Source organism: Nonomuraea longispora (assembly GCF_004348345.1).
Lineage (GTDB): Bacteria > Actinomycetota > Actinomycetes > Streptosporangiales > Streptosporangiaceae > Nonomuraea > Nonomuraea longispora.
The window spans coordinates 1-23,883 of the sequence record NZ_SMJZ01000144.1 but is presented as its reverse complement, the minus strand read 5'-3'; the positions used below and the strand labels follow the sequence as shown (position 1 = coordinate 23,883).

Annotated in this window: 22 protein-coding genes; 15 read left to right on the top strand and 7 right to left on the bottom strand. The window is 71.5% G+C overall.

The window, feature by feature from the left end; translation table 11 throughout:
• Window positions 1–160 precede the first annotated feature (160 nt).
• Window positions 161–1,594 carry an aldehyde dehydrogenase family protein gene (locus E1267_RS30445; protein ID WP_132337505.1) on the top strand — a complete coding sequence of 478 codons (1,434 nt, stop codon included), beginning with the start codon at window positions 161–163 and terminating at the stop codon, window positions 1,592–1,594.
• Between the two features lie 212 nt (window positions 1,595–1,806).
• On the opposite strand, the gene E1267_RS30440 is transcribed toward E1267_RS30445, so the two are convergent.
• Both E1267_RS30440 and E1267_RS30435 read right to left on the bottom strand, forming a co-directional pair.
• The gene (locus tag E1267_RS30440) at window positions 1,807–2,568 is read right to left on the bottom strand and encodes an SDR family NAD(P)-dependent oxidoreductase (protein WP_132337503.1); all 762 of its coding nucleotides are present in this window, start codon (window positions 2,566–2,568) and stop codon (window positions 1,807–1,809) included.
• A gap of 72 nt (window positions 2,569–2,640) precedes the next feature.
• Window positions 2,641–3,180, bottom strand: a complete 540-nt coding sequence (locus E1267_RS30435; protein ID WP_132337501.1) for a GNAT family N-acetyltransferase — start codon at window positions 3,178–3,180, stop codon at window positions 2,641–2,643.
• Window positions 3,181–3,414: 234 nt separating this feature from the next.
• On the opposite strand from E1267_RS30435, the gene E1267_RS30430 reads away from it, so the two are divergent.
• Entirely contained in the window at window positions 3,415–3,942 is a 528-nt protein-coding gene (locus E1267_RS30430; protein WP_132337499.1) for a type II toxin-antitoxin system prevent-host-death family antitoxin, read from the top strand.
• Here E1267_RS30430 and E1267_RS30425 read toward each other — a convergent pair whose 3' ends face one another.
• Window positions 3,943–4,125, bottom strand: a complete 183-nt coding sequence (locus E1267_RS30425) for a DUF1918 domain-containing protein (RefSeq protein WP_132337497.1) — start codon at window positions 4,123–4,125, stop codon at window positions 3,943–3,945.
• A gap of 92 nt (window positions 4,126–4,217) precedes the next feature.
• Window positions 4,218–5,084 (bottom strand): NAD(P)-dependent oxidoreductase, encoded by an 867-nt coding sequence (locus E1267_RS30420; protein ID WP_132337495.1) that lies wholly within the window; start codon window positions 5,082–5,084, stop codon window positions 4,218–4,220.
• A gap of 60 nt (window positions 5,085–5,144) precedes the next feature.
• On the opposite strand from E1267_RS30420, the gene E1267_RS30415 reads away from it, so the two are divergent.
• The 7 genes from E1267_RS30415 to E1267_RS30390 all read left to right on the top strand — a co-directional run bounded on the left by E1267_RS30415 (window position 5,145) and on the right by E1267_RS30390 (window position 15,867).
• Window positions 5,145–5,807: a TetR/AcrR family transcriptional regulator gene (locus E1267_RS30415; RefSeq protein ID WP_132337493.1), complete on the top strand. Its 663-nt coding sequence runs from the start codon at window positions 5,145–5,147 to the stop codon at window positions 5,805–5,807.
• Between the two features lie 191 nt (window positions 5,808–5,998).
• Window positions 5,999–6,175: a hypothetical protein gene (locus E1267_RS44735; protein ID WP_165959880.1), complete on the top strand. Its 177-nt coding sequence runs from the start codon at window positions 5,999–6,001 to the stop codon at window positions 6,173–6,175.
• A 92-nt stretch (window positions 6,176–6,267) separates the two neighbouring features.
• On the top strand, window positions 6,268–7,758 hold the full coding sequence (locus E1267_RS30410) for a CehA/McbA family metallohydrolase (protein WP_132337491.1): 1,491 nt from the start codon (window positions 6,268–6,270) through the stop codon (window positions 7,756–7,758).
• A 25-nt stretch (window positions 7,759–7,783) separates the two neighbouring features.
• Window positions 7,784–8,797, top strand: coding sequence for an extracellular solute-binding protein (locus tag E1267_RS30405; RefSeq protein ID WP_132337489.1), 1,014 nt, complete (start codon window positions 7,784–7,786; stop codon window positions 8,795–8,797).
• Window positions 8,797–10,491: an ABC transporter permease gene (locus E1267_RS30400; protein WP_132337487.1), complete on the top strand. Its 1,695-nt coding sequence runs from the start codon at window positions 8,797–8,799 to the stop codon at window positions 10,489–10,491. Before E1267_RS30405 ends, E1267_RS30400 begins: the two co-directional genes overlap by 1 nt.
• Window positions 10,492–10,505: 14 nt before the next feature.
• On the top strand, window positions 10,506–11,546 hold the full coding sequence (locus tag E1267_RS30395) for an ABC transporter ATP-binding protein (protein WP_132337485.1): 1,041 nt from the start codon (window positions 10,506–10,508) through the stop codon (window positions 11,544–11,546).
• Between the two features lie 433 nt (window positions 11,547–11,979).
• Complete coding sequence (locus E1267_RS30390) at window positions 11,980–15,867, top strand: hypothetical protein (protein WP_132337483.1); 3,888 nt, start codon at window positions 11,980–11,982, stop codon at window positions 15,865–15,867.
• A 22-nt stretch (window positions 15,868–15,889) separates the two neighbouring features.
• Here E1267_RS30390 and E1267_RS30385 read toward each other — a convergent pair whose 3' ends face one another.
• Window positions 15,890–16,117 (bottom strand): hypothetical protein, encoded by a 228-nt coding sequence (locus tag E1267_RS30385; protein ID WP_132337481.1) that lies wholly within the window; start codon window positions 16,115–16,117, stop codon window positions 15,890–15,892.
• 151 nt (window positions 16,118–16,268) lie between these two features.
• Between E1267_RS30385 and E1267_RS30380 the strand changes: the two genes are divergently transcribed.
• Window positions 16,269–17,249 (top strand): acetylxylan esterase, encoded by a 981-nt coding sequence (locus E1267_RS30380; RefSeq protein ID WP_165959879.1) that lies wholly within the window; start codon window positions 16,269–16,271, stop codon window positions 17,247–17,249.
• 70 nt (window positions 17,250–17,319) lie between these two features.
• Here E1267_RS30380 and E1267_RS30375 read toward each other — a convergent pair whose 3' ends face one another.
• Window positions 17,320–17,607 (bottom strand): HesB/IscA family protein, encoded by a 288-nt coding sequence (locus E1267_RS30375; RefSeq protein WP_132337477.1) that lies wholly within the window; start codon window positions 17,605–17,607, stop codon window positions 17,320–17,322.
• 137 nt (window positions 17,608–17,744) lie between these two features.
• Here E1267_RS30375 and E1267_RS30370 point away from each other — a divergent pair, with 137 nt between their 5' ends.
• From E1267_RS30370 to E1267_RS30355, 4 genes are all read left to right on the top strand, one after another.
• Window positions 17,745–18,290: a class I SAM-dependent methyltransferase gene (locus E1267_RS30370; RefSeq protein ID WP_132337475.1), complete on the top strand. Its 546-nt coding sequence runs from the start codon at window positions 17,745–17,747 to the stop codon at window positions 18,288–18,290.
• A 110-nt stretch (window positions 18,291–18,400) separates the two neighbouring features.
• The gene (locus tag E1267_RS30365) at window positions 18,401–19,396 is read left to right on the top strand and encodes a DUF2382 domain-containing protein (RefSeq protein ID WP_165959878.1); all 996 of its coding nucleotides are present in this window, start codon (window positions 18,401–18,403) and stop codon (window positions 19,394–19,396) included.
• Between the two features lie 206 nt (window positions 19,397–19,602).
• Window positions 19,603–20,424: an NAD(P)-dependent oxidoreductase gene (locus E1267_RS30360; protein WP_132337509.1), complete on the top strand. Its 822-nt coding sequence runs from the start codon at window positions 19,603–19,605 to the stop codon at window positions 20,422–20,424.
• 38 nt (window positions 20,425–20,462) lie between these two features.
• Entirely contained in the window at window positions 20,463–20,828 is a 366-nt protein-coding gene (locus E1267_RS30355; protein WP_165959876.1) for a winged helix-turn-helix transcriptional regulator, read from the top strand.
• A gap of 16 nt (window positions 20,829–20,844) precedes the next feature.
• Here the strand turns inward: E1267_RS30355 and E1267_RS30350 are convergent, their stop codons facing one another.
• Window positions 20,845–22,596, bottom strand: a complete 1,752-nt coding sequence (locus E1267_RS30350) for an exo-alpha-sialidase (protein WP_246064351.1) — start codon at window positions 22,594–22,596, stop codon at window positions 20,845–20,847.
• Window positions 22,597–22,836: 240 nt separating this feature from the next.
• Here E1267_RS30350 and E1267_RS30345 point away from each other — a divergent pair, with 240 nt between their 5' ends.
• The gene (locus E1267_RS30345) at window positions 22,837–23,736 is read left to right on the top strand and encodes a hypothetical protein (RefSeq protein WP_132337469.1); all 900 of its coding nucleotides are present in this window, start codon (window positions 22,837–22,839) and stop codon (window positions 23,734–23,736) included.
• The last annotated feature ends 147 nt before the right edge of the window (window positions 23,737–23,883 follow it).

Genomic DNA, 23,883 nt, shown 5'->3' with positions numbered 1-23,883 from the left:
GCACCCGCCCTGCCCTCGGCCACGACCTGTTCCAGGACGCCCTGGCGGCGGTGGCCGACGTGTTCAGCCGCGCGGTGGCGCACGCCGTCCTGGCCGCGACCGGCCGCGAGGGCGCGCCCGCGTACCTCGACGTGTTTCCCAGCGCCCTACGGAAAGAGCCATGAGCATCGAGCAAGCCTGGCCCGCCGGACTGCCCATCGGCGACGGATGGGCCGAGACCGCGGTCACCACCGACGTGATCTTCCCCTACGACGGAAGCCGGGTCGCCGCGGCCCCGCAGGGCACGGCGGCGCACGCCCGGCAGGCGCTCGACGCGGCTCTGGCCGCCGCCCCCGCCATGGCGGGGCTGCCCTCGCACGCCCGGCGTGCCGCGCTCACGCACGCCCACGACGCGCTGGAGGCGGCCCGCGAGGAGTTCGAGCGGCTTCTCGTCCTGGAGACCGGCAAACCGCTGGCCGACTGCAAGGTCGAGGTCGCGAGGACGCTGGTCACGCTGGCCACGGCCGCCGAGGAGGTCGCCAGGCTGCACGGCGAGACCGTGCCGCTCGACCTGCTGCCGTCGGGGGAGGGGCTGATCGGGTTCTGGACGCGCCGGCCGATCGGCGTCGTCGTCGGCATCACCGGTTTCAACTACCCGCTGCTCCTCGCCGCCCACAAGATCGCCCCCGCCGTGGCCGCCGGCTGCCCTGTGATCGTCAAGCCGGCGCCCGCGACCCCGCTGGCCACGCTCTGGCTGGTCCATCTGCTGCGCTCGGCCGGCGCGCTGCCTCCGGCCGCCGTGCAGCTCGTCACCGGGGACGTCGAGGTGGGCAGGACCCTGGTGGAGGACCGGCGGATCGGCGCGGTCTCGTTCACCGGCTCGGCCGCTGCCGGCCACGCCATCGCGCGCGGCGCCGCCCCCACCAAGGTGCTGCTGGAGCTCGGCTCCAACGCCGCGCTCGTGGTGGCGGCCGACGCCGACCTGGAGGCGGCCGCCGACGCGGTCGTGCGCGGCGGCTACTACGCCTCTGGCCAGGCGTGCATCTCGGTGCAGCGGGTGCTGGTCGAAAAGCCCGTACGCGACCGGTTCCTCGCCCTGCTGGCCGAGCGCGTCAGGAGCGTCACCGTCGGCGATCCCCGGCTGCCGGGCACCCGCGTCGCCCCCCTCATCGACGAGGCCGCCACCGACCGCGTGCTCGCGTGGATCTCCGGTTCGGGGGTGGAGCCGATCGCCGGCGGGCACCGCGTCGGCCGCGCCCTGGCGCCCACCGTGCTCGCCGACGTCCCCGACGGGGCCGCCGCCTGGGACGAGGAGATCTTCGGTCCTGTGGTGTGCGTGCGTACCGTGCCCGACCTCGACGCCGCCTTCGCCGCGGTCAACGCCTCACGGTACGGCCTGCACGCGGCGGTCTACACCCGGTCGCTGGCCACGGCGTTCGCGGCCATCGAACGCATCGAGGCCGGGGGAGTGGTGGTCAACGACGTGCCGGGCTTCAGGGCGGACAACATGCCGTACGGCGGTGTGAAGGACTCTGGCTCCGGCCGTGAGGGCCCGAGGTTCGCGATCGAGGAGCTGACCGTCACCAGGATGGCCATCATCCGGCCGCAGGCGTGACCCGCCTTCGCCGCCTCTGGCAGGCGGCGTGGGCGGCTGCGCACAGAAGCGCCGCAAGGCGGTTCTCCTGCATCCTGCGCAGACTTCGCCTGCGCGACCGCACCCGGCTCGCCATCCACATCGCCGGGTCGTCCGACACCTCATCCGTGCCGCCGGATCGGCCGGTCGCCGCGGGCCCACCCGTCCGCATGCGCCGGGACCCTGGGGCGGGGTCAGTTCGGGGGGTCGAAGCGGCCGTCGACGGCGGTCCAGCCGCCGTCCACGTACAGGACCGAGCCGGTGACGAAGCTGGCCGCGTCGCCCGCCAGGTAGACGACCGCGCCGGCCATCTCCTCGGCCCCCGCCCACCGGCCGAGCGCGCTCTTGGCGGCGTACGCGTCGTACCAGCCCGGGTCGTTCTTGATCTGCTCGGTCAGCGGCGTCTCCACCACGCCCGGCGCGATCGCGTTCACCCGCACCCCGTGCGGCCCGAACTCGGCCGCGGCGGTCCGCAGCAGCTGCACCAGCCCGGCCTTGGTGGCGGAGTAGACGCTCTGCCCTGGTTCGGTGACGGACGCCCGGATCGAGGCGAACCCGATGATCGAGCCGCGCCCCCGCTCCACCATGCCCGCGCCGAACGCGCGTATCACGTCGAACGAGCCCCGCAGGTTCAGCCCCACCACCCGGTCGAACTCTTCGCCCGTGTAGTCGAGCAGCCGTTTGCGCACATTGGTGGCGGCGGTGAACACCAGGACGTCGGCGGGCTCCTCGTCGGCGAGGCGGCGTACGGCCTCGGGGTCCAGGACGTCGACCAGCCGCGCGCTGCCCGCGCACCGCGCGGCGGTCTCCTCGGCCGCGGGCAGGTCGCGGTCCGCGCACACCACGGAGGCCCCGTGGGCGGCCAGCGCCAGCGCCGCCTCCCTGCCGATGCCGCTTCCCGCCCCGATCACCACGGTCCGCCGCCCGTCCAGGCGGAACAGCGCGTCATATCTCATATGAGGCACCCTAGTCACTGGTCAGACCAGTGCACCAGGTCTCGCTCCACGCGGCTGACCGACGGACGCCGGTCAGCGGGACGGCCGCCAGGCTGAGCGCAGCAGTTCGTACTCCACCTCACCCTGCTCCGACCCCTCGATGAGGTCGGGCCAGTCCTGGAAGAACGTGCGGACGTACGTCAGCCCGCACCTCTCCATGACCCGCCGTGACCCGAGGTTGACGGCCATCGTCTGAGCGAACACCCGGCGGGCGCCCAGCTTCTCGAACGCCTCGCGGATCAGCGCCCGCGAGCCCTCGGTGGCGTACCCCTTGCCCCAGGCCCACTTGTGCAGGCGGTAGCCGAGCTCGGGTTCGTCGGCGGGCATGCCCCGGGGAGCACGCAGGTGGAACCAGCCGATGAACGCCTCCGAGGACTTCTCGTGGGCGGCGAGGAAGTCCGCCGCGATGAACGCGGGCAGCGTCTCCCCGGTGATCACCTCGCGCGGCGTCGGCCTGCCGCCGTTGAGGTAACGCATGACCTCGGGATCGTTGTGCAGGCCGAAGAGCAGGTCCTCGTCGGCCTCGGTGAAGCGGCGCAGGACCAGCCGCTCGGTCTCCAGGTGAACGTTCACGGGAAAACGGTAGCCAGCCGGGTCGTACGAGCTCGACAGGTTTTCGCGCGGCGCGCGACGCCCTCGCAGGCGCCATCCAGGCTACCTGTGGCGGTCCGGGCGGGCCGTGGCTCTGCTGCGCCGCGCTGTTGAGCTCGGCGTCACGCCGCATGACGGTCACCGTGCTCAGGGTGCGGGGAACGGATTCCGTAAGGCGGCTTGCGGAAATTTCGTAAGGGAGCTTACGATCTGCGGATGATCGACACGGAACGGCCCGCGTACGACGAACTCGTGGCCCGCCTCGGCGTGCCGCTCGGCGTGGAGGACGCCCGCGCCCGCTGGGGTTCGCTCGTGCGGGAGGCCAGGAGCGGCACCACCACGCTGATCACCCGCGAGCGCTGGGAATGGGCCGCGCTGGTGCCGCTGTCCGCGGTGCCCGGAGTGCTGAGCGGCCTGCCGCTGGTGCCGCTGTCGACGGCCCGGGCCAAGCTCGGCGACCTCGTACGCCAGGTCGCGCATCCGTACGAGCACGAGCCCGTGCTGCTGTCCCGGCACCGCAGGCCCGTGGCCGCCCTGGTCGCGGCCGCCGGGTTGACCGACGGCTCCGCTCCGCGCACGCTGCCCACCGCCGACGTGATGCTGCTCGGTGGCGGCACCATCGTCCTCGCCCTCGACGCGCACGGCCGGATCACCGCCAGCGTGCGCGACCAGGGGGGCGCCGAGGTCGCGCTCGGCACGGGCGACAGCATCGAGCAGGCCCTCGACGCCCTGGAGAACGGCTGATCAAGCTGGTTGGACCACCGCGTCGGGCCCGGGGAAGACGAGGTGCTCGCTCCCGTCCTCGAACCTGACGACGTAGGGCGGAGTGCCGTCAGGGCCGCGGACCTCGATGATCTCGCCCTTCCTGTCTCCCTGGCCCACGACATGACCATGGACGATCAGCACGTCGCCGACGCGTGCCTGCATGGTGACTCCCCTCGGCCGGCTCTGAAGGCTCATCTCCACACTGCACCAGGCGCGCGGCCGCGCAAAGGCGACTGGCCGTGCGGGCGGGCGGGTCAGCGTGCGAGCTCCTCCACGATGCCCGTGAAACCCTCCTCGCCGCGGCCGTCGGCGATGCGCCGCTCGACGAACGTCAGGAGCTCTTCGAGCTGGGCGGTGCCGAGCTTGGCGGAGGCACGCAGCCGGACGAGGTGCTCCAGCACCGGCGCGTGCTCGGTGAGGGAGGCCGGGCCGCGCGGGTAGGCGCGGTCGCGGACCTCGCGGGCCGTCTCCTCGGCCGCCGCGACGACGTACCCCATCTGCTTGGCCGCGAACGGCGCGAACGTCTCCGGCGGGACGCCCCCGCCGCCGCCGGCCAGCGCGAGGGAGTTCAGGTAGGCGAACGTGGTGTCGTACCAGAGGCCGAGCAGCGCGAGGTCGTACAGCCCGGCCTGGCCGGGGTCCCCGCCGGCGTGGTGGGTCGTCCCGAGGGGCTCCAGCGCCGGGCGGCAGTCGGCGAACACCCGCGCCGGGCCGCTGTAGATGAGCGTGGCACCCGGCGTGCCGAGGTCCGCGGGGCTCGCCTGGATGACGGCGCCGAGGTGGGCGGCGCCGTGCTCACCGGCCGTCGCGGCGGTCTCGCGGGCCTCGTCGGGGGTGCCGGTGCTGAAGTCGACCACCGTACGCCCGGCCGCGGCGGCGCCCCCGGCGGCCAGCACCTCCATGACCGCGTCGTGGCCGGTCAGGCAGAGGACCACGAGATCGCTCGCGGCCATCGCGTCGGCGACCGTGCCCGCGTGCCGCGCCCCGAGCGCCACGAGGGGGGCGGCCTTGGCGGGGGAACGGTTCCAGACCGTGGTCGTGTGCCCGTGCTCCAGGAACGTCCGGGCCAGGGCGCCGCCCATGGCGCCGAGGCCGAGCACCGTCACGGAGAGTTCGTTCATCGGGGGTCCTCCTCATAACATTACGGGTCGTAACGTAACATAAGAGCTAGAATCGGAACCGTGCAACCACGTCAGGAAGGGCGGGCCCCTCGTGCCGGCCGCCCGCGCGACCCGCAGATCGGCCGTACGGTGCTGGACGCGACGCTGGCCGTGCTGGACGAGGCCGGCTACGCCCGGCTCACCATCGAGGAGGTCGCACGCCGGGCGGGCGCGACCAAGCCGGCGATCTACCGCCGCTGGCCCGACCGGCGGCGCCTGGTCCTGGCCGCGCTGGCGACCAGGCTCGGCACCGCCCGCACGCCCGACACCGGCTGCACGCTCTGCGATCTCAACGAGGGCATCAACGTCTTCGTCGCGGCGTTCCGCCGGATCAGGCCCGGCGTGCTGGGGCCGCTGTTCGCCGACTGCGCGGCCGAGCCGCGGGCGCGCGAGACGTTCATGACGACGTTGTTCGAGCCGCCGAGGGCGGCGGTGGCCGAGATGATCGAGCGTGCGGTCGCGCGCGGCGACCTGCGCGCCGACCTCGATCGCGACCTGGTGCTCGACCTGCTGGGCTCGCTGGTGCACTACCGCGCGTTGTTCGGGCACGCGCCGATCACGGCGGAGCAGGTCGAGAACGCCGTCGCGACGGTCCTCGGCGGCATCGCCACCGACTACCCGGCCCTGCTGGCGCACAGCCGCCAGGTCACGGGCGATCCCCGTACGCACACCGCCCACGGATAGCCCTCTGTGTCCGCGTCGCCTCCGGCATCCCGTGCCGGGGCGTCGTCGTGCTGTCCGGGAAGGAGCCGGCGGAGGCCTGGTCGGGCCGATCTTCTTTCCGGGGTTCTCAAGGTAGCCTAGGAGCTCTAGGTTTAAGCCTAAGCTCAATAGGCTGGGCGACCGGTCAACCGCGAGCGTGCACTACGAGCTGCGTGGCATCGTCCGGAGCACGCTCGACGATCCCGAGGCCCGAGTTCTACCCCGGACTGCCCGAGCAAGAGGTCGCCCGCCGCCGGGCCGCGCAGACCGCCGCACTGGCCGCGGGGCCGGCCGTGCTCACGGGCGAGCAGGTGGAGGCGATGTGCCGCCGGCTCACGGGTAGACAATAGATTGCCCTTATGTCTTAACAAAGCGTTGACATGCCGTTCATCTGATGGATAGAAAGCATTAACCATTCAGACGGGACGGAGGCGGGCACCGCATGATCGGCCGGACCGAGCTGCTTTCGGTGGCGAACACCCTGCCGGAGCCGGCGTTCGACCTGCACTATCTGCACTATCCGCTCGACGTCCCCGGCGGGGTGGCCGAGCTGGAGCTGGTGCTGGAGTACGACAAGATCGTCGACGTCGTGCAGATCTACGCGGTGCTTCTGGAGCCCGACGGCACGTTCCGCGGCCACGTCCAGTGCCCGGGAGGTCCGGGCCCGCGCCGGCTGGTGATCAGGGTGGGCACCGACGGAGCCGGTCCCGGCTGCGTCGCCGGGCCCGTCCCTGCCGGCCGCTGGACCGTACGGCTCGACCTCGACCGGCACAAAGCGGCGGCTCCGTACACCCTGACCGTGCACGCGACGACCGGGCTCGCCGGCGGAGAGGCGACCCTGCCGGCAGGCCGGGAGGCGCGGCGCCGGGAGCCCATCGGCGGGACCGGCTGGTACCGCGGCGAGCTGCACAGCCACTCCACCCACTCCGACGGCCGCCGGCCGGTCGCCGACCTGGTGCGCGCCGCCAAGAAGGCGGGCCTCGACTTCCTGGCCGTCACCGACCACTTCACCGCCGCCCACTGGCCCGACCTCGACGACCACCACCCCCACCACTCCGACGACCGCGCCGGACACGACCGCGCCGGACACGACCGGGACGGGCGCGACGGTCACGGTCGCGACGGCATTGTGCTGCTGCACTCCATGGAGCTGACCAGTCACCGCGGTCACGCCAACCTGCACGGCCTGACGCGCTGGGTCGACACCTACGTCGACCGTCCCGGCCACACCATGGTGGACGTGGCGGCCGATGTGCACGAGCAGGGCGGCCTGGTCTGCGTCAACCACGCCTTCAGCGGCGACCAGGCCTGGCGGCGCTTCGACACCCCCTGGGACGCCGTCGATCTCATCGAGATCGCCCACCTGCAGCAGGGCGCCAACAACGACGCCCAGATCGGCCTGTGGGACCGTCTGCTGACCTCCGGGCACCGGGTGATCGGCGTGGCGGGCAGCGACTGTCACGACCCGTCCGGCCCGGAACAGGCGCTCGGCCAGGTGGTCACCGTCGTGCACGCGGACGAGGGCAGCGAGCGCGGCGTCGTCGACGGCCTGCGGCGCGGGCGCGTGTACGTCTGGCGGGGCGCGGACATCGACATGCAGGTCAACGGCGCCCCCATGGGCGGAACCGCGACGGCGGCCGGCGGGCGGGTCCAGGTGGACGTGGACGTGCGGGCGGACGAGCCGGTCGTGGTGTTCGTGCTGCGCGACGGGCTGCTCATCAACGTCGTCCCCGCCGCCGACAAGCCGGGGGCGTGGCAGCGGATCACCGTCGAGGACCGGCTCCGGGCAGGCCCCGATCTCGGCGCCTGCTACCGGGCCGAGGTCCACGCCGACCCCGGCAGGAACGATCCCCAGTTCTGGGCGAGCTCCCTCCGGGACCACAGCTCGCTGCGGGCCGCGGGCAACCCGGTCTGGGTGCGCCCCGACGGCTGAAACCCCTCGTGTCAGGAGACAGTTCATGCGGTATGCCACGACGCTCGGCGCCGGTCTGCTCACACTGGCCCTCACGGGCTGCGCGGGCGTGCTGACCAACAACGCGACCGCGGGCCAGAGCGGCGACGACAACACGGTGACGCTCTATGCGGTGAGCGGTCCCGAGGTGACGGATCCGATCCTCGGCGCGTTCAAGTCCAAGCACCCCGGCATCAAGGTCAACAGGATCGGCCTGCCGGGGACGGGAGAGGCGTTCGCCCGGGTGCGGGCCGAGAAGGACCGGCCGCTCGGCGACGTGATCTGGGGCGGCTCGTCGGAGCTGTACACCGCCAACGCCGACCTCATCGCCCCCGTCGAGCTGCCGAACGACGCCGCCACCGTGGCCAAGGACCCCGACCACATCTGGCACGCCACCGACCTGCTCTTCCAGGCGATCGCCGTGAACACCGACAAGTTCCCCGACGCGGCCGGGCACCCGAAGACGTTCGCGGACCTGGCGGAGCCGGGGTACGCGGGTGGGAAGGTGGGTTTCGCGACACCCAAGTCCTCGGGCACCTCCTACAGCCTGCTCACCACCATGGTCACCCTGCACGACTGGGACTACGTCGATCGTTTCGTCAAGAACGCCCGCATGCTCGATGGTTCGACCGCGATGTTCAACATGGTCAAGGACGGCGAGGTGGGCACCTCGTTCATCAACGAGGACCTGGGCGCCAAGTGGATCGACGCCGGCGCGAAGATCAAGCTGATCTACCCCGAGGACGGCGTGTCCGGCCAGATCGGCTCCGCCGGCGTCATCAAGGGCGCCAAGCACGAGGCGGCCGCCAAGACGTTCGTGGACTTCCTCATGTCGAAGGAGGCCCAGCAGATCATGGTCGATGAGGTGCAGCGCCGTTCCTCGCGCGGCGACGTGCCCGCGCCGAAGGGCCTGCCGCCGGTCGAGCAGCTCAAGCGGGCCGACGTCGACGAGAAGTGGGCGGCGGAGAAGAAGGACGAGATCCTCGCCGAGTTCGACGACGCCGTCAAGAGCGCGGGCTGATGGCGGCCTCCACGACCGCGCGAGGACGGCCGGGCCGCCGGCCCCGGTCGAACTGGCGCGACCCGTGGCGGCTCGCCGGGCTGGCCGCGCTGCTCATCCTGCTGATCTTCATCGTCTACCCGCAGTTGTGGATCGTCAGGGCGGCGTTCACCGACGACGCGGGCGCGTTCACGCTCGCCAGGTTCGGCGCGTTCGTCACCGACGCGCGGTTCACCGAGCCGCTGGTGCACAGCGTGGTCGTCAGCCTGTCGGTGGGCGCGGGCGCGGCGTTGGTGGCGGTGCCGTTCGCGTTCGTCATGGCGCGTTACCGCATCCCGGGCCGGCAGGGCCTGCTCACCATGCTCACGATGGCCACCACCTCGCCGCCGTTCCTGGGCGCGTACGCGTGGCTGCTGCTGCTCGGCAGCGGCGGCATCATCACCAGGGCCGCCAGGGAGGCCGGCCTGCCGCTGCCGTTCGAGTCGATTCTCGGTGTCGGCGGCATCATCTGGGTCGGCGTGTGGTTCACCTTCGCCCTGATCTTCCTCATGGTGTACGACGCCCTCAGGGCGGTGGATCCGGCGCTGGAGGAGGCCGCCGCGTCCGTCGGGTCGACGCCGTGGCGCACCCACTGGAGGGTGACGCTGCCCCTTGCCGTGCCCGCCATCGCCACCGGCTGCTACCTGGCAGCGATGCGGATATTTGCGGACTTCGGTACGCCGATGCTGATCGGCGGCGGCTACTCGATGTTGCCGGTCGTGGTCTACCAGAACTTCATGTCCGAGGTCGCCGCCAGTCCCGGCGTGGCCGCCACGGCGAGCCTCATGATGGTGCTCGTCTCGGGGCTGGCGCTGGTGGCCCAGCGCAGGATCGTGGCCAGGCGCTCGTTCGCCGTGACGGGAGGCAGGGACCAGCCGCTGCGCGAGCTGCGCCGGGGCCCCAGGGCGCTGGTGCTGATCGGCGTCTGGACGGCGCTGCTGCTCGGGTTCGTGCCGCACCTGGTGGTGCTGCTCACCAGCTTCCTGCGCTGGCAGTCGGGCATCCTGCAGTGGGAGCCGACGCTGGAGAACTACCGGCGGCTGTTCGAGGAGTCGCTGCAGCCCATCGTGCTGAGCTTCGTCTTCGCCGGCATCGCCTGCCTGATGGCGCTCGTGATGGGCGTCGTGGTGGCCTACATAGTGGCGCGCAAACGGTTCAGGGTCTCCGGCCCGCTGCTGAACAACCTCGTCATGGTGCCGTACATCCTGCCGGGCACGGTCTTCGCGATCGGGTTCATCCTGGCCTTCAACCACCTGCCCGTCATCCTCACCGGCACCGCGTTGATCATCGTGGTGGCGTACTTCATCCGGCGGCTGCCGTACGTGATGAAGTCCATCGAGGCCGCGCTCGGTCAGGTGCACCCGTCGCTGGAGGAGGCCGCGATGAGCGTGGGCGCGCCGCCGCGGCGCAGCTTCCGCGACATCGTCGTGCCGATCATCAGGCCCGCCGTCATCTCCGGCGGCACCGTGGGATTCCTGCAGATGATCACCGAGCTGTCGGCCACGGTCATGTTGTACGCGGTGCCCTGGGTGACCATGACCGTGGTCATCTTCACCAACGCGATGCAGCCGGGCAGCCCGTTCGGCGTCGCCTCGGCCATGACCACGGTGCTGCTCGTCTCCGTCTACGTCCCGCTCTACCTGCTGCGCCGTCGCTACAAAACGGTCTCCCTGTGATCCGGAGCTCATCAATGGACATCAGCATCGAAGGGATCTCCAAGACGTTCGGGGAGACCACCGCGCTCGAGTCGGTCGACCTGTCGGTGCCGTCGGGGCGGCTGGCCACCCTGCTCGGCGCGTCCGGCTGCGGCAAGACCACGCTGCTACGGATCGTCGCCGGGTTCGAGACCGCCGACACGGGCGCCATCCGCTTCGGCGAGCGCGACATCGCCAAGGTCCCCGTGTGGAAGCGCCGCATCGGGTTCGTCTTCCAGAGCTACGCGTTGTGGCCGCACATGACGGTCGCCGAGAACGTCGCGTACGGCCTGCGCCTGCGCAAGCTGTCCAAGGAGGCCGTCGCGGACAAGGTCGCCGCGGGCCTGGCCATGGTGGGGCTCACCGGCAGGGAGCGGCACCGTCCCGGCCAGCTCTCCGGCGGCCAGCAGCAGCGCGTGGCCCTGGCCAGGGCGCTCGCCCTCGAACCCGACGTGCTGCTCATGGACGAGCCCCTGTCCAACCTCGACGCCAGGCTGCGCGTCGAGATGCGCAGGGAGATCCGCCGCATCCAGCAGGAGACCGGCATCACCGCCGTCTACGTCACCCACGACCAGGACGAGGCCCTGGAGATCTCCGACCTGGTCGCCGTCATGAACGGCGGGCGGGTGGAGCAGATCGGCGCCCCCGAGGACGTCTACGAGCGGCCGGGGACCACGTTCGTGGCCTCGTTCGTGGGCAGCGTCACGCTGTTGCGCGGCCAGGTCACCGACGACGGCGAGCTCGCGCTCCCCAGCGGCGGCAAGGTCGGGTTCGGCCGGCCGCTCGGCCAGGCCGGGGCCGCCGTGCACGTGGCGCTGCGGCCCGAGGACCTGCGCATCGTCGAAAACGGCCAGGCCCAGTTCACCGGCAAGGTCGTGCGCAGCAGCTTCCAGGGCAGCTCCAGGGAGTCGGTCGCCGAACTGCCCGGGGGCGAGCTGCTCTCCTTCGAGCACCGCCGCCCGCTGCCCACCGGCGCCACCGTGGGCTTGGCGGCCGACCGCTTCACCGTGATCGGCCAGGACACCGGCGTCGCCTGAGCGTTTGAGGAGCGGTCGTCTCATGCGCAGAGGTCCGCCGCCGTCGTGCGACGACTACCGCTCGCACGTGCCCGGCTGGTGGCCGCGGCTCCACCCCTACCAGCGCTGACGCGCTCCGGGAAACCTCGGGCATCCGGCGGTCGTGACTCTGCGTGAGTTCCCGGGTCAGAAAACTGGAGTTCCAAGGTCGGAACCGGTTTGACGGCCAGTGAGAGATGTGGTCGGCTCGTTCCCTATGTTTCTGATGGGATGAATTGAACCGGTCCGGGGAGAACGCTACATGCCGCACGCCTTGCTGCGCGTGCTCGCTTCGACGTCCATCGCAAGTGCCGCAATCCTGGTGGCCGTGCCGCCGGCCGCCGCACGAACCGAGGTCGCACCAGCGGGGGTCGCATCAGCCGCAGTCCACGGGGAAGCGGCGAAGGCCCGTCCCGTGCCCGCCGTGCAGGAGCCGGCGCCCGCCACGGTCACCGTGCCCACCCGCGAGTCGCTCGCGCTCCGGCCCGCCGGCGACGACGGGGTCGGGCCCGACGCGCCCGAGGTGACCACGGCCGCCGGCCCGGGGCTCGTCCAGGAGATCGCCGCCAAGGCCGCGGCAGTCCAGAAGGAGCAGGGGCTCGGCGCCGGGGCGCCCGACACGCGCGACGTGCTGCCCGACACCTCCAACGCCGAGACGCTGACGCTGGTCAAGCCGCTGGCGTCCGTGCTCAAGACCTTCGACGACCTCGGCAAGGCCGTGCCGGGGCTGACGTACCGGCTCTGCGTCGAGAGCGAGAGCGTGCCGGTGTCCTGCTCGATCTCCAAGCCCGTCGGCGTGCCGGTCGCCGCCGACGTCACGGGGGACTCCAAGCCCGACCTGGCCGCCGACCTGGTGCCCACCGCCAGTCCCGCCAACGGCTCCGTCGGGCTCGGCTTCGTCGTCAGGCGGCTGTCGGGGGACAACCTCAAGGCCCGGGTCTGGGCGGAGTACGACGGCAAGGTGTCGGTCGGGTTCGACGGGCTGAAGCGCGGATCCTCCCTGTCGGCCAGGGACTGGGGGAACTTCACCGTCGACATGGAGGGCAGGCGGGTCAAGGCCAGCATCACCCGCAAGGAGCCCGGCGCGTCCGCGGCCATGATCGCCGGCATGACCGGGAGCAGCGCGGTGAGCCTGCGCCAGACGCCCGCCACCGAGAAGCTGACCGTCAACGCCGCGCTCGACACTCCCACGCTCGACGTCTCCGCCTCCTCGCCCGCCAAACTGGACGCGCTCGCGGTGAACGGCCGCCGGTTCGTCCACGCGGTGCTCGACAAGATGGCCGCCCGTGCCGACGTGCGCCTGTCCGGCGGGACGATCCGCTTCAACAGCTCGTCGAGCGTGGCGCGCGCCTTCCTGAACTCCTTCACCTACCGAGACGGGCAGCTGGCCAAGGTGGTCAGCGCCGAGCTCGAACGCGTCCCGCGCTCCCTCGTGGCCAAGTACAGCTCCGGCAAGCGCAAGCAGGCCGTGTCGGTCACCGGCCAGGGCAGGTCACGCGCCGGGGCCGCCAGCCTGCTCTACTACGACAGGAACGCGTCCCAGACCGTGATCAAGACGGAGCTGAGCGCACTGCCCGCCAAGGTGCGCCTGGTCAACGACCTGACCAAGCACCAGGTCACGCACCGGACGAGCTCGCCCGTCGGCAAGTTCCAGGCGATCCTGCAGCGCGGCGGGGGCGCCATCTCCAGCCCGCGCGGCGGCCACGTCACCATGATCAAGAACGGCTCCGCCTTCGGGGTGTCCGCGCTGCTGTCGGGCCTGTCCGCGTTCGACGTCACGTACGGGGGCAAGCCGCACGCCCACCTGGAGGTCGACTCCAGCGGGAACTCGTTCACCGGGGCGGCCAGCCTCGACGGCACCCACGTGGCCAGGATGGAGATCTCCAACACGCCCGCCACCGTCGACCTCACCCTCGACCCGGGCGGCAGGAAGGCGGCCTTCCAGGCCAGCGGCGAGATCAAGCGCATCCACGCCGCCTACGCCAACCTGAAGTCGGGCCCCACCGTGGACGGCACGCTCATGGGCGTGCGCGACGACGTGAACGCGTCCTGGGAGCTGGGCGAACGGTCCACGATGCGGGTCGCGACGTCCAAAAAGCTCGACGAACTGCGGATTTATGCCAATAAAGCGTACGTGAAGAAGCCGACCGGCGAAGACCTTCAGGCGAGCGCCAAGGGCCTGCGCAAGGAGGCCGAGCTCGTCGCCGACACCAAGGCGAGGACGCTCACCTGGACGGCCGACGCCCCGATCGACAAGGTGACGGCGCTGGCCAGGGTCAAGCTCGGCGACCGTTACGTCAGGGCCGCCGCCGACGTACGCGACGTGCCGGCCCGCTTCGACGCCTCGTGGCAGGCCACGTCGTACCGGTTCCGCGGCCGGTCGGGCCCCGTCGGCACGGCCGAGCTGGCCTTCACCAACCACGACGCCGCCAAGTCGCCCACAGGTCCCCACCTGGCCGCGCACTACGACCAGGCCTCCGGCGACATGGACGCCAGCGTGCTGGTCAACGGGCTCGAACACGTCGAGTTCGCCCCTGCCGCCGAGGGCTTCAGCGCCGACTTCCGCTCGGCCAAGCAGACCCTCGCCGTCGACGCCGACATCACGCGGGGCGACACCCGCTTCGGCCTGATCGGTTCGCTCGGGCCCGCGCCCGGCCGCCTGGCCGTCACCTCCGCCGGGGGCAAGCTCACGTACGCCGGCTCCCAGCTCGACGTGCGCGCCCGCGCGTGGCTCGGCAAGGTCGCCGCGCTGGACCGCATGCGGGCCGCCCCCGCCCTGCCCGGCGGCGGCGTGTCCCTGGTGGACGGCGGCTGCGCCACCGGGTCGAAGGGCTGCTCGCCCGGGCCCTTCTGCACGCCGCAGCGCGGCTGCTACGGGCTCCAGGGCTACCTGGACGTGACCGGGCTGCCCCAGCAGGTCTCCGTCGACCTCGCGGGCAAGACGTTCGCGTTCTCCGGGTTCGCCCCCAAGCGGAAGAGCCTCGGCGTCTACCTGGCCAGCTCCGTGCTGGCGCCCGTCCCGATCAAGGCCAGGGCCACCCTGACCGGGCTGCCCTCCAAGATCACCAGCATGGCGCTGGGGCCGTTCGACGTGGCCAAGGGCAACGCCGTGAACGCCGGCTACCGCATCGAGCCGGCCGCCACCCTCGGCAGCCTCGACGTGCACGCCGAGTCGGGCGGGGTACGGGGCAAGGTCGCGATCGACCCGGTGCCCGCCGCCGTGGCCGTCCAGGGAACGTACGGCGCCAAGACCCGCATCCGCGTGACGAACTCCGCGGCCGTCAAGCGGCTGAACGCCAAGGTCACCCTGCCCGGCAAGGGCACCGGCGAGCTGCGTTTCTCCGACGTGCCCGCCCGGTTCGGGGTGGACGCCGACGCCTCGGGCGCCGGGTTCAGCGTGCCGGCCGTCACCTACAAGGCGCTGGGCGGCGTCAACACCCTCGACGGCTACCTAGGGGTGGAAGGCGGTCTGATCGATCCGAAGGGCCGCCTCGGGGACGTCGCGGTCGCGGTCAGGGACCTGGCCTCCGACACCACCGTCCGCATGAACCCCGACCAGTCGCTCGACCTCGTCTCGAGGCCCGTGCCCAGCGGGCGCGTCACGCTGCGCGCCGGGCTGCGGATGGATCCGGTCGCCAAGCAGCGCATCGCGGTGAAGAAGGAGGTCCCGCACACCAAGGGCTTCCTCACCTACCAGGTGGCCGGGCAGTTCGGGCTCGGCAGGAGCTCGGTGAATGACGTCTCGCTGTCGGTGCAGGGCATGTCGTGGTTGCGGATCAGACCGGGCAAGATCCCGTTCGGCATGAAGGCGCCGCCCGCGCTCGGCTACGTGGCGCCCGCCTTCCAGGGGAAGTACGGACGGCTGAAGCTCTCCGCCGACGGGGTCGACCTGCGGCCGGACGTCTCCCTGGACGTCAGGCTGAGCAGGGACATCGGCAACGATCTCTTCCACGAGTCGGTACGGATCGGCGGCACCAAGTCCCTCGCCATGCGCCGCTACGACCAGCGGATGAGGCGCATCGGCGCCAAACAGGAGATCAAGGCCGCCGGGTTCAGCGTGGCCTGCCTGACGGTGGACGCCAAGCCCGGGTTCGTCGCCGGGGGCCGCAAGAACACCATCACCCTGCGCGGCGCCGACGGTCCGCAGATCGTCTCGCTGCTCGACCCCGGCGGGCAGGTGCCGGACTACGCGGTGGACCTGCTGACGCACTTCATGAGCCCGTTCCCCGGCGCGGAGTGGAAGGTGGCCAACACCAAGGCGGGCACCTGCGAGGACGACTCCTCGCGCCCCGAATCGCGCTGACGACGCCGCCTGGGCCGCGCGGTCAGGGGACCGCCCGGCCCAGGCGCAGCCTGATCCGGTCCCCGCGCCGCACGCTCTCGCGTACGGTCCACAGGCGCTCGTCGATGACGGTGCCCCTGGCCGTCATGTAGCCGCCCATCCTGAGGACCGGCCGCCCGGTGTCGTCGCTCACCAGTTGCGCCCGCGACTCGGACTCGTCGCCGAACAGCACGAGGAAGTCGTGGGCCCCGGCGGGGGCGTCCAGGACCATGATAGAGGTGCGAGTAGGGTATTTCGACCACGTGTTCATTCACGGGTGATCGCCTACCCGGTGGGGGCGGGTTCGAACAAAGAGGGTGGGATAGCGCTTTCCGGTGCTATGCGATGAAATGTCATTGATCCTGCTACAGGTTGGAGACCTCGTGCCCCTGTTCGACATGCCCCTTGAACAACTTCGCGGCTACCTCCCCGACCGCGACGAGCCGGCCGACTTCGACGCGTTCTGGTCCCGCACCCTGGCCGAGGCCAGGGAGTCCGGCCCGGCCGCCGAATACGTCCCGTACGACCTGCCCTTCGCCGCCGTGGACGTCTTCGACGTCTCCTTCGCCGGGTGGGGCGGTCACCGGATCAACGGCTGGTTCCTGCTGCCGAAGGGCGCGGACGGCCCCGTGCCGTGCGTGGCGCACTACATCGGCTACAGCGGAGGGCGCGGGTTTCCCAAGGACCACCTGATGTGGCCGGCGGCCGGGTACGCGGTGTTCGTGATGGAGACGCGCGGCCACGGCGGCGGCAACGTGGGCAGCCCCGGAACCACCGGCGACCCGCACGGCAGCGCAGGACCGCAGGCGCCCGGCATGATGACGCGCGGGATCCTCGACCCCGGCGACTACTACTACCGGCGCGTCTTCACCGACGCAGTCAGGGCCGTGGACGCGGTGAGCGAGCACCCGGCGGTCGACGCCGGGCGCATCATCGTCTCGGGCGGCAGCCAGGGAGGGGGCATCGCGCAGGCCACCGCCGCGCTGCACCCGTCTGTCAGGGCCGCGCTCATCGACGTGCCGTTCCTGACCCACTTCAGGCGCGCCGTCGAGATCACCGGGCGCGATCCGTACCAGGAGCTGGTGCGTTTCCTCGCCACCCGGCGGGACACCGCGGACCAGGTGTTCCGCACGCTGTCGTACTTCGACGGCCTCAACTTCGCGGCGCGCGGGCGGGTCCCGGCGCTGTACTCGGTGGCGCTGATGGACGACGTGTGCCCGCCGTCCACGGTGTTCGCCGCCTACAACCACTGGCAGGGCCCCAAGGAGATCACGGTGTGGCCCTGGAACAACCACGAGGGTGGGGGCGGCTTCCAGTCGGAGGAGCAGCTGCGTTACCTGCACAAGCTGCTCAGCGAGGACTGAGCGGGCGCACCTCGCGCCCGCCCGCCCGTGCCGGACCGCACGGAAGAGGTCCGGCACGGCGGCGGCCGTGTCAGGCGCTCTGCTCGGTGACCAGGAACGACACGCTGCCCTGGTCGTCGGCTCCGGCGTCCAGAGACTTGTCCTCCAGCACAGTGGCGGCCACAGGATCGAGGTAGACCCGAGCTCCTTCCGACTCGACCACCGCGTCCGCCGGTTCCGGTGCGGTGGCCAGGGAAAGGGTGAGCGAACTCGCGCCTTCGCCCTGCGACGAGATGCGGATCCCGCTCTGCGAGGGCTCGGGCGCGGCCGCGGTCAGGTCGCGGATCGCCTGGGCGGCGTTGGCTGTCAGGGTGAGCACTACGGCTCCTCCTCACGTTCGACGTACACGAGTTGGCTGCCCTTCCCTCCTCAGTCCGGCTCAACCCTTCGTGACCATTTCTTTATCGAACTTCTTGTTGGCGCGCCGGGTACGCCGCAGCGTGGACGACGGCGCCCATGGAGCTCGCGGCGCTGCGCAACGACATGGTGGCGGCGCTGCGCGAGCGCCGGCACGTCGGTGAGCCGGTGGCCGCCGCCATGCGCGCGGTGCCCCGCCACCTCTTCGTGCCCGGCGTCGGCCCCGAGGCCGCCTACCGCGGTCGGCCCATCGTCACCAAACACGACGAGCACGGCACGCCGATCAGCTCGTCCTCCCAGCCCGCGATCATGGCGGCCATGCTCGACCAGCTCGGCGTGCGACCCGGCCACCGGGTGCTGGAGATCGGCGCGGGAGCCGGCTACCACGCGGCCCGCGCCCGTCGACGGGGCCGCCATCGTCGAGAAGCGCCACACCACCCTGGCGCTGAGCTTCGCGTAGGTCACCCGGCCTTCCCCAGCGGCCTTGAGGGCTCCTGCGCCGCGCTTCCGGAGCCGCGCGTTCCCGTCCCGCTCCCGTGTTGCGCCCGCCGGCGCCGAGCCTTCCTGAGGGCTCGTGTCCGGTCGGTGAGGCGGCGTTCGCGGGGTTGCCGTGGCTCTCAGGGACAGCGGTGGCGGGTCTCCTGAGCGATACCGGAATGAGGGGGAAAACTGCCCGACAAAATGTGGATTTATGGCGACATGGGGTATTTGTCACGGTTGAACCAGGACGAGCGCATTGGGGGATCGTCGTGGCAATGGAAACAGAGATCCGCAACCTGCTCGACTGCCACGTGGTGGGGTCGGACGGCCAGTCGATCGGCAAGGTGGGCCAGGTCTACCTCAATGATCGCTCGGGCGAGCCGGAGTGGGTGACCGTACGCACAGGGCTCTTCGGCATGAAGCAGACCTTCGTGCCTCTGGCCAACGCCCGCCGCTCGGGAGAGGAGATCAAGGTCCCCTTCGACAAGGAGATGATCAAAGGCGCTCCGAACATCGACGTCGATGACCGCCTCACGATCGAGGAGGAAGCCGACCTCTACCGCTACTACGGCATGCGGCCGTCGAGTGTTCCGCAGCAGCGCGCCGGCGAACCGCGTACCGCGAAGACTCCGGTCACGGGGGACCGTCCGGAGAGGCCGAAGCCCAGCGGGAGCGCGGGCGCGCCCCGCGACGACCTCATCACCGGGGGCCCGGCGGGTGGCACGGCAGGCAAGGGCGGCGCGGAAGGCGCGACGGGGGAGACGGGCCGGCGGGACTTCGCCGGCAGGACGGCCGGTCCCGACGTCAGGGGTGAACGGGTCGGCGGCGACCTCGCCGACGAGCACCACATCTCCATGACCCGCTCGGAAGAGCGCCTTCGCATCGGCAAGGAGAGCAGGGAGACAGGCCGCGTCCGCCTCCACAAGTACGTCGACACCGAGACCGTCCACGAGACGGTGCCGCTCTCGCGCGAGGAGGTCGTGATCGAGCGCGAGGCCGTCCACGAAGGGGACACGACGGCGGCGCACGAGGCGGAGATCGGCGAGGAAGACCGCGAGATGATCCTGCACGAGGAGCGTCCGGTCGTCGGCAAGGAGACCAGGCCGGTCGAGCGGATCCGCGTCAGCAAGCGGGACGTCCAGCACGAGGAGACCGTCGAGGGCCAGATCCGCAAGGAGCGGCTGGAGATCGACGAGGACGGAGCGAGCAGCGAGAGGGGCGAGGGCGAGATGTTCGGCCACCGTGGGAGTGACCTTCCCCCGGAGCGGTGACATTCGGGGCAGCGGTGCCGGATGCGCCGCTGCGGACCTTGCAGGCAAAGCCCCGGTCGCTGGTGAGAGGCATCAGCGCCCGGGCTTTTCCGTGCCGGCCCTGGTCCCGGCACCCCAGGGTGGAGTCCTGACGTTCAGGTAATCACGCACTTCGAAGTGCGTTCTTGTGGCGCGTACCGATCCGGGTGAACAGTGTCCCCATGAACATGCGGCATGAACGAATCAGCATCCTCGGTCTGGGAGCCATGGGGCGCGCGCTCGCGAGCGCGTTTCTCGAAGCCGGTCGCGAGATGACGGTCTGGAACCGTACGCCCGCGAAAGCGGACGACCTCGTCGCCCGCGGTGCGCGGGAGGCGTCGAGCGTGGAAGAGGCGATCGAGGCGGGCGACCTGACGGTGGCATGCCTGCTTGACGACGCCAGCGTCCGGGAGGCGCTCGCACCGGCCACGCGGAACCTGGACGGGAGGACGCTCGTCAACCTCACCAGCGGCTCGGTACGGCAGGCACGTGAGCTCGCCGGATGGCTCGAGAAGTACGGAGCGCGCTTCCTCGCCGGCGGGATCATGGCCGTGCCTCCGACGATCGGGACGGAGGGAGCCTTCATCCTCTACAGCGGAGCGCATGACCTGTTCGACCGTGTCGCCCCCGTGCTCGGCCCCATCGGCCGTCCTCTCTGGGTGGGCGAGGACCCAGGATTCGCGGCGCTGTACGACATGGCCGCGCTGAGCGGCATGTACGGCATGAGTGCCGGGGCGGACCATGCCGTGGCACTGGTCCACGCGGAAGGCGGCGACGTGGAGACGTTCAAGCGGGAGGTGCTTCAGCCGTGGATGGAGCAGATGCTTGCGATCACGGTCCCCGGCGCCGACGTGAGCGAATCCGTTCCCGACGAGTACAACCCCGCGATGCAGGCGACCGGCCTGGAAACCCTCCTTTCCGCCTCCCGGGAGGCGGGTGTGCCCGTGGACCTGGCCGGACACCTGCGCACCTCGCTGTGGCGGATGCGGCGCGCCGTCGCCGCCGGCTGAGCCCGCATCACAGGAGCGGGGCGGGCGATCCCGCTATCATGAGGCAGGTGCGCAACCCGCCCTACATCTGTGCCCTCGACGCCGCGATGGACGTCGTCGGGGGCAAGTGGAAAGCGCTGATCCTGTGGGCGCTGGCCGAGCGGCTCCACCGATTCGGCGAGTTGCGCCGCAGCCTCCCCGGCGTCAGCGAGAAGGTGCTCGCCCAGCAACTACGCGAACTCGAGGCGGACGGGATCGTCCGGCGGACCGTCTTCGAGCAGACACCGCCCCGAGTCGAATACGAGTTGACGGATGAAGGCGTCGCCCTCTACGCGGCGCTCGGCGCCTTGGGGGAATGGGGTGTTCGTCGCATGCGCACGCTCGGTGTCGTTCCCACCCACGGCAAGGACCAAGCCGGGGCGTGACAGTCGAGCGGCACGCTCACGATCCACGGCTGGAGCGCTCGGCGTACAGCTCGATCTCGTTCAGCATGCTGCACGCGCGGCCGATCTCGGGGTCGCAGCCGCTCGTCGGCGTGGTGACGATCTTGACGTGCCGCCCCGTGCGCCGGAGCTCCGAGTAGCGCATCGCGTAGTCGGTCCTGCCGGTTACGGTGAGCGCGGGCTCGCCCCACGACCGGCCGTCCCGTGAGCTGTAGACGCGGGCTCCGGCCGGATGGCCCGGGCGCAGGCTGAGGCCGATCCGGGTGAAGCTGTAGGGCCGGTCCAGACGCAGGACGTAGCGGCCGCGGCCGGCGGCGACCGCGCCCGACCAGTAGGCCGTGCTGCCGTCGAAGGCGGCGGCGGGCCGGGTCCACGGCCGGTAACGGCTGGTCCACCTCATCGTGGTGTCGAGCGTGAGGTCGCCGCGCCGGCGCATCGCCCCCAGGTCCAGCAGGCCGGCGCCGGGAGGGGCCACGGTGAACAGGCGACGCTTGATCGCGTACCAGCCGCCGTGCTCGAACCGGCCGTGCGCCGGGCAGGCCGTCTCGTTGAGCAGCCCGTCAGGCCGTACGCCCGGCAGTTTGCAGTTGTCGAAGACCTGGATCAGCCGGTGCGGGCCGACGGCGGCCACGCCGGTGTAGCCGGACGATCCGTGCGTGTCCCAGACGCCGTCGCGGTTGTGGTAGGTCACCCGCGGCTCCAGCCACGTCTCGCCGAGCCCGTCGGGGGATACGGCCAGCCAGTTGTCCGGCCGCCCCGCGCTCAGCACGAGCACTCCGGCCGGGGTCAGCAGCAGTCGCGGCGCCACCCCGCGCACCACGCAGTCCGCATCCGGGGAAAGGCCGGAGAAACGCAGCTCGCGCGCCGGCGACCAGGTGCGGCCGCCGTCCGCCGAACGGCTCTGGTGCAGCGTGGAGTACTTCCCGCCGTCGTGGCGGAGCACCGCCAGCAGGCTGCCGTCCACGGCCTGCGCGACGGCCGCCTCGGTGTAGCCGAACCCCTCGGACGGCGTGGCGATCACACCGCGCCGGGTGAACGTCGTCCCGCCGTCCTGGCTGGAGTACACCTCGGCCTGGTACGCCCCCGTGCCGCTGTAGCGGGCGTAGACCGAGATCAGGATCGTGCCGTCGGCGAGCTGGATCGGCGCCCCGTGCGCGGCGCCGCCGGGTAGCAGGTCGCCCGGCGTGGTCAGGGTGGCCTCCGACCGCAGCCAGCTCTCGCCGGCGTCCAGCGAGGACGAGGTGAGTATGCCCAGAGCGGCCGTGTGCGGGCCGGTCCGGGCCGGATAGTACTCGGTGGCGAAGAAGCGGCCGTCGTGCAACTCGATGGGCGACTCGCGCAGCGGCGTCCGGCTCGGCGGGCCGAACGTGGCGCCCCCGTCGTCCGAGACCACGGCCGCGTTGGTGAGCGTGACGACCTCGTCGACGTTCGTGGTGTAGGTGACGACCACCTTCCGCTCCGGAGGGCCGCCGCGCCCGCTCGCGCCGAGCACGGAAACGTTCGGGAAGCCGGCGAACTCCAGCCGCTCGGAGGCCGTCGGCTCCCGTGCGGGCGGCCGCGGGAACGGATGGACGAGATCGGGTGAGGAAGCACTGGCGATCAGGTAACCCTCGCTCGTGGCGGGCTGGTCGGGTAGCACGCAGTAGCCGGGCCCCGGCTGCGCGGGCGCGTGCCCCGCGGGCTGCGTCACGGTCGCAGGAAGGACGGCCGACAGTGCCGCCGACAAGGCCGTGACCACGGTTGTGTGCATCAGCACCGGCCTCGACTCTCACCCCGTACGCCAACGGTACTGACTCTAGATCACTCCGCACCGGCAACCCGGTATTCACCTGCGGGGAGTCGCCGGTTCACGCCGTGACGAGCCCAGAGGATCCATACCATTCGTAAAGTGACAGTTGACATGAAACCCCGGTATGACGACGATCGAGGCGGCACCATTAAGTGTGAATTTACGTAGGTCGAAAGACCACGGGTCGGGAGGTGGCCCTACATGAGCATCGAGCCCAGGGCGCAAGTGGCCCCAGAGCGCGTGCTGCCAGGCCCGGTGCCCGTGGCGCCGGAGGCGGCCGCGCAGCAGCGCGTGGTCCAGCGGATCTGCGCCAGGGTGGCCCCCGAGGGCATGAGGATCGGCGTCGGCGATCTGCCGCCCGGAGGCCTGCAGGTGTGGATCGAGACGCCGGTGGACATCGCCGCCGCGCCGGAGTCATGGGTGCTGCACCACCGCATGGCCCGCGAGGTGGCGCTGGTCGGCTGGCACTGCGAGGCGGACGCCGACCGCCTGCTGGTCCTCGGCTGGAGCGCCGCGTGCCTGCACAACCGCGTACGCCTGCTGCAGAGCGGCCTGCGCCGGCTGGCCGGCTTCGAGCACACCGCACAACGGGCGGTGCAACTCGACGGGCAGCACCCGGACGACGAGCCGCCCGCGCAGGTGGCCGCGGCCGTCTGCGCCTCCATCGAGCGGCGGCTGCGCTGGCCGGAACGGCTGGCCGAGCTCGCCGGGTTCGAGCGCAGCTCGGAACTGCCTCACCTGCAACTGCTCCTCGCCCAGGTCACCGGCCTGGAGGCGAAGGTCGCCCGCGCCTGCGAGGAACACCTCGTCATGGCGCGCGTGCTGGCCAGAGCCGTCTGCGAGCAGTACACGCGGCACCGCGACCTGCACCGCGCGCAGCGGGACGTACTGGCGGAATCGCGCCGCTGGGTGCACGCCAGCACCATGATCCGTGGCTCGGCCGGCGCCCGGCCGAGCACCCCGGGCGTCGGCCGTCCCCACATGGGGCTGGCGGAACGCCGCATCGCCGCGAGCGTCATCAACCACGGCGTGCCGCGCGCGACCCGCGCGGCCACCGCTCCACGGGCCGACCACTTCGGTCCCGCGGAGGACGCACGCTGACCTCGATCCGCTCAACGGCGAGCGGTCACCCGGAAAAACCCACACAGATCCGGTAGGAGAGCTCCCGTCATGCGAACCCCCCCGCACCTTCCCGCCCGGGCCAGGCACGAGCACCGAGACCCCGAGCACGTGGGGCGCCACCCGTAC

Bases quoted from the DNA above. Each gene is read 5' to 3' on its own strand.
- E1267_RS30445 (WP_132337505.1), top strand. From the start codon at position 161: ATGAGCATCGAGCAAGCCTGGCCCGCCGGACTGCCCATCGGCGACGGA.
- E1267_RS30440 (WP_132337503.1), bottom strand. From the start codon at position 2,568: ATGAGATATGACGCGCTGTTCCGCCTGGACGGGCGGCGGACCGTGGTG.
- E1267_RS30430 (WP_132337499.1), top strand. From the start codon at position 3,415: ATGATCGACACGGAACGGCCCGCGTACGACGAACTCGTGGCCCGCCTC.
- E1267_RS30425 (WP_132337497.1), bottom strand. From the start codon at position 4,125: ATGCAGGCACGCGTCGGCGACGTGCTGATCGTCCATGGTCATGTCGTG.
- E1267_RS30420 (WP_132337495.1), bottom strand. From the start codon at position 5,084: ATGAACGAACTCTCCGTGACGGTGCTCGGCCTCGGCGCCATGGGCGGC.
- E1267_RS30410 (WP_132337491.1), top strand. From the start codon at position 6,268: ATGATCGGCCGGACCGAGCTGCTTTCGGTGGCGAACACCCTGCCGGAG.
- E1267_RS30405 (WP_132337489.1), top strand. From the start codon at position 7,784: ATGCGGTATGCCACGACGCTCGGCGCCGGTCTGCTCACACTGGCCCTC.
- E1267_RS30400 (WP_132337487.1), top strand. From the start codon at position 8,797: ATGGCGGCCTCCACGACCGCGCGAGGACGGCCGGGCCGCCGGCCCCGG.
- E1267_RS30395 (WP_132337485.1), top strand. From the start codon at position 10,506: ATGGACATCAGCATCGAAGGGATCTCCAAGACGTTCGGGGAGACCACC.
- E1267_RS30385 (WP_132337481.1), bottom strand. From the start codon at position 16,117: ATGGTCCTGGACGCCCCCGCCGGGGCCCACGACTTCCTCGTGCTGTTC.
- E1267_RS30370 (WP_132337475.1), top strand. From the start codon at position 17,745: ATGGAGCTCGCGGCGCTGCGCAACGACATGGTGGCGGCGCTGCGCGAG.
- E1267_RS30365 (WP_165959878.1), top strand. From the start codon at position 18,401: ATGGAAACAGAGATCCGCAACCTGCTCGACTGCCACGTGGTGGGGTCG.
- E1267_RS30360 (WP_132337509.1), top strand. From the start codon at position 19,603: ATGCGGCATGAACGAATCAGCATCCTCGGTCTGGGAGCCATGGGGCGC.
- E1267_RS30355 (WP_165959876.1), top strand. From the start codon at position 20,463: ATGAGGCAGGTGCGCAACCCGCCCTACATCTGTGCCCTCGACGCCGCG.
- E1267_RS30350 (WP_246064351.1), bottom strand. From the start codon at position 22,596: ATGCACACAACCGTGGTCACGGCCTTGTCGGCGGCACTGTCGGCCGTC.
- E1267_RS30345 (WP_132337469.1), top strand. From the start codon at position 22,837: ATGAGCATCGAGCCCAGGGCGCAAGTGGCCCCAGAGCGCGTGCTGCCA.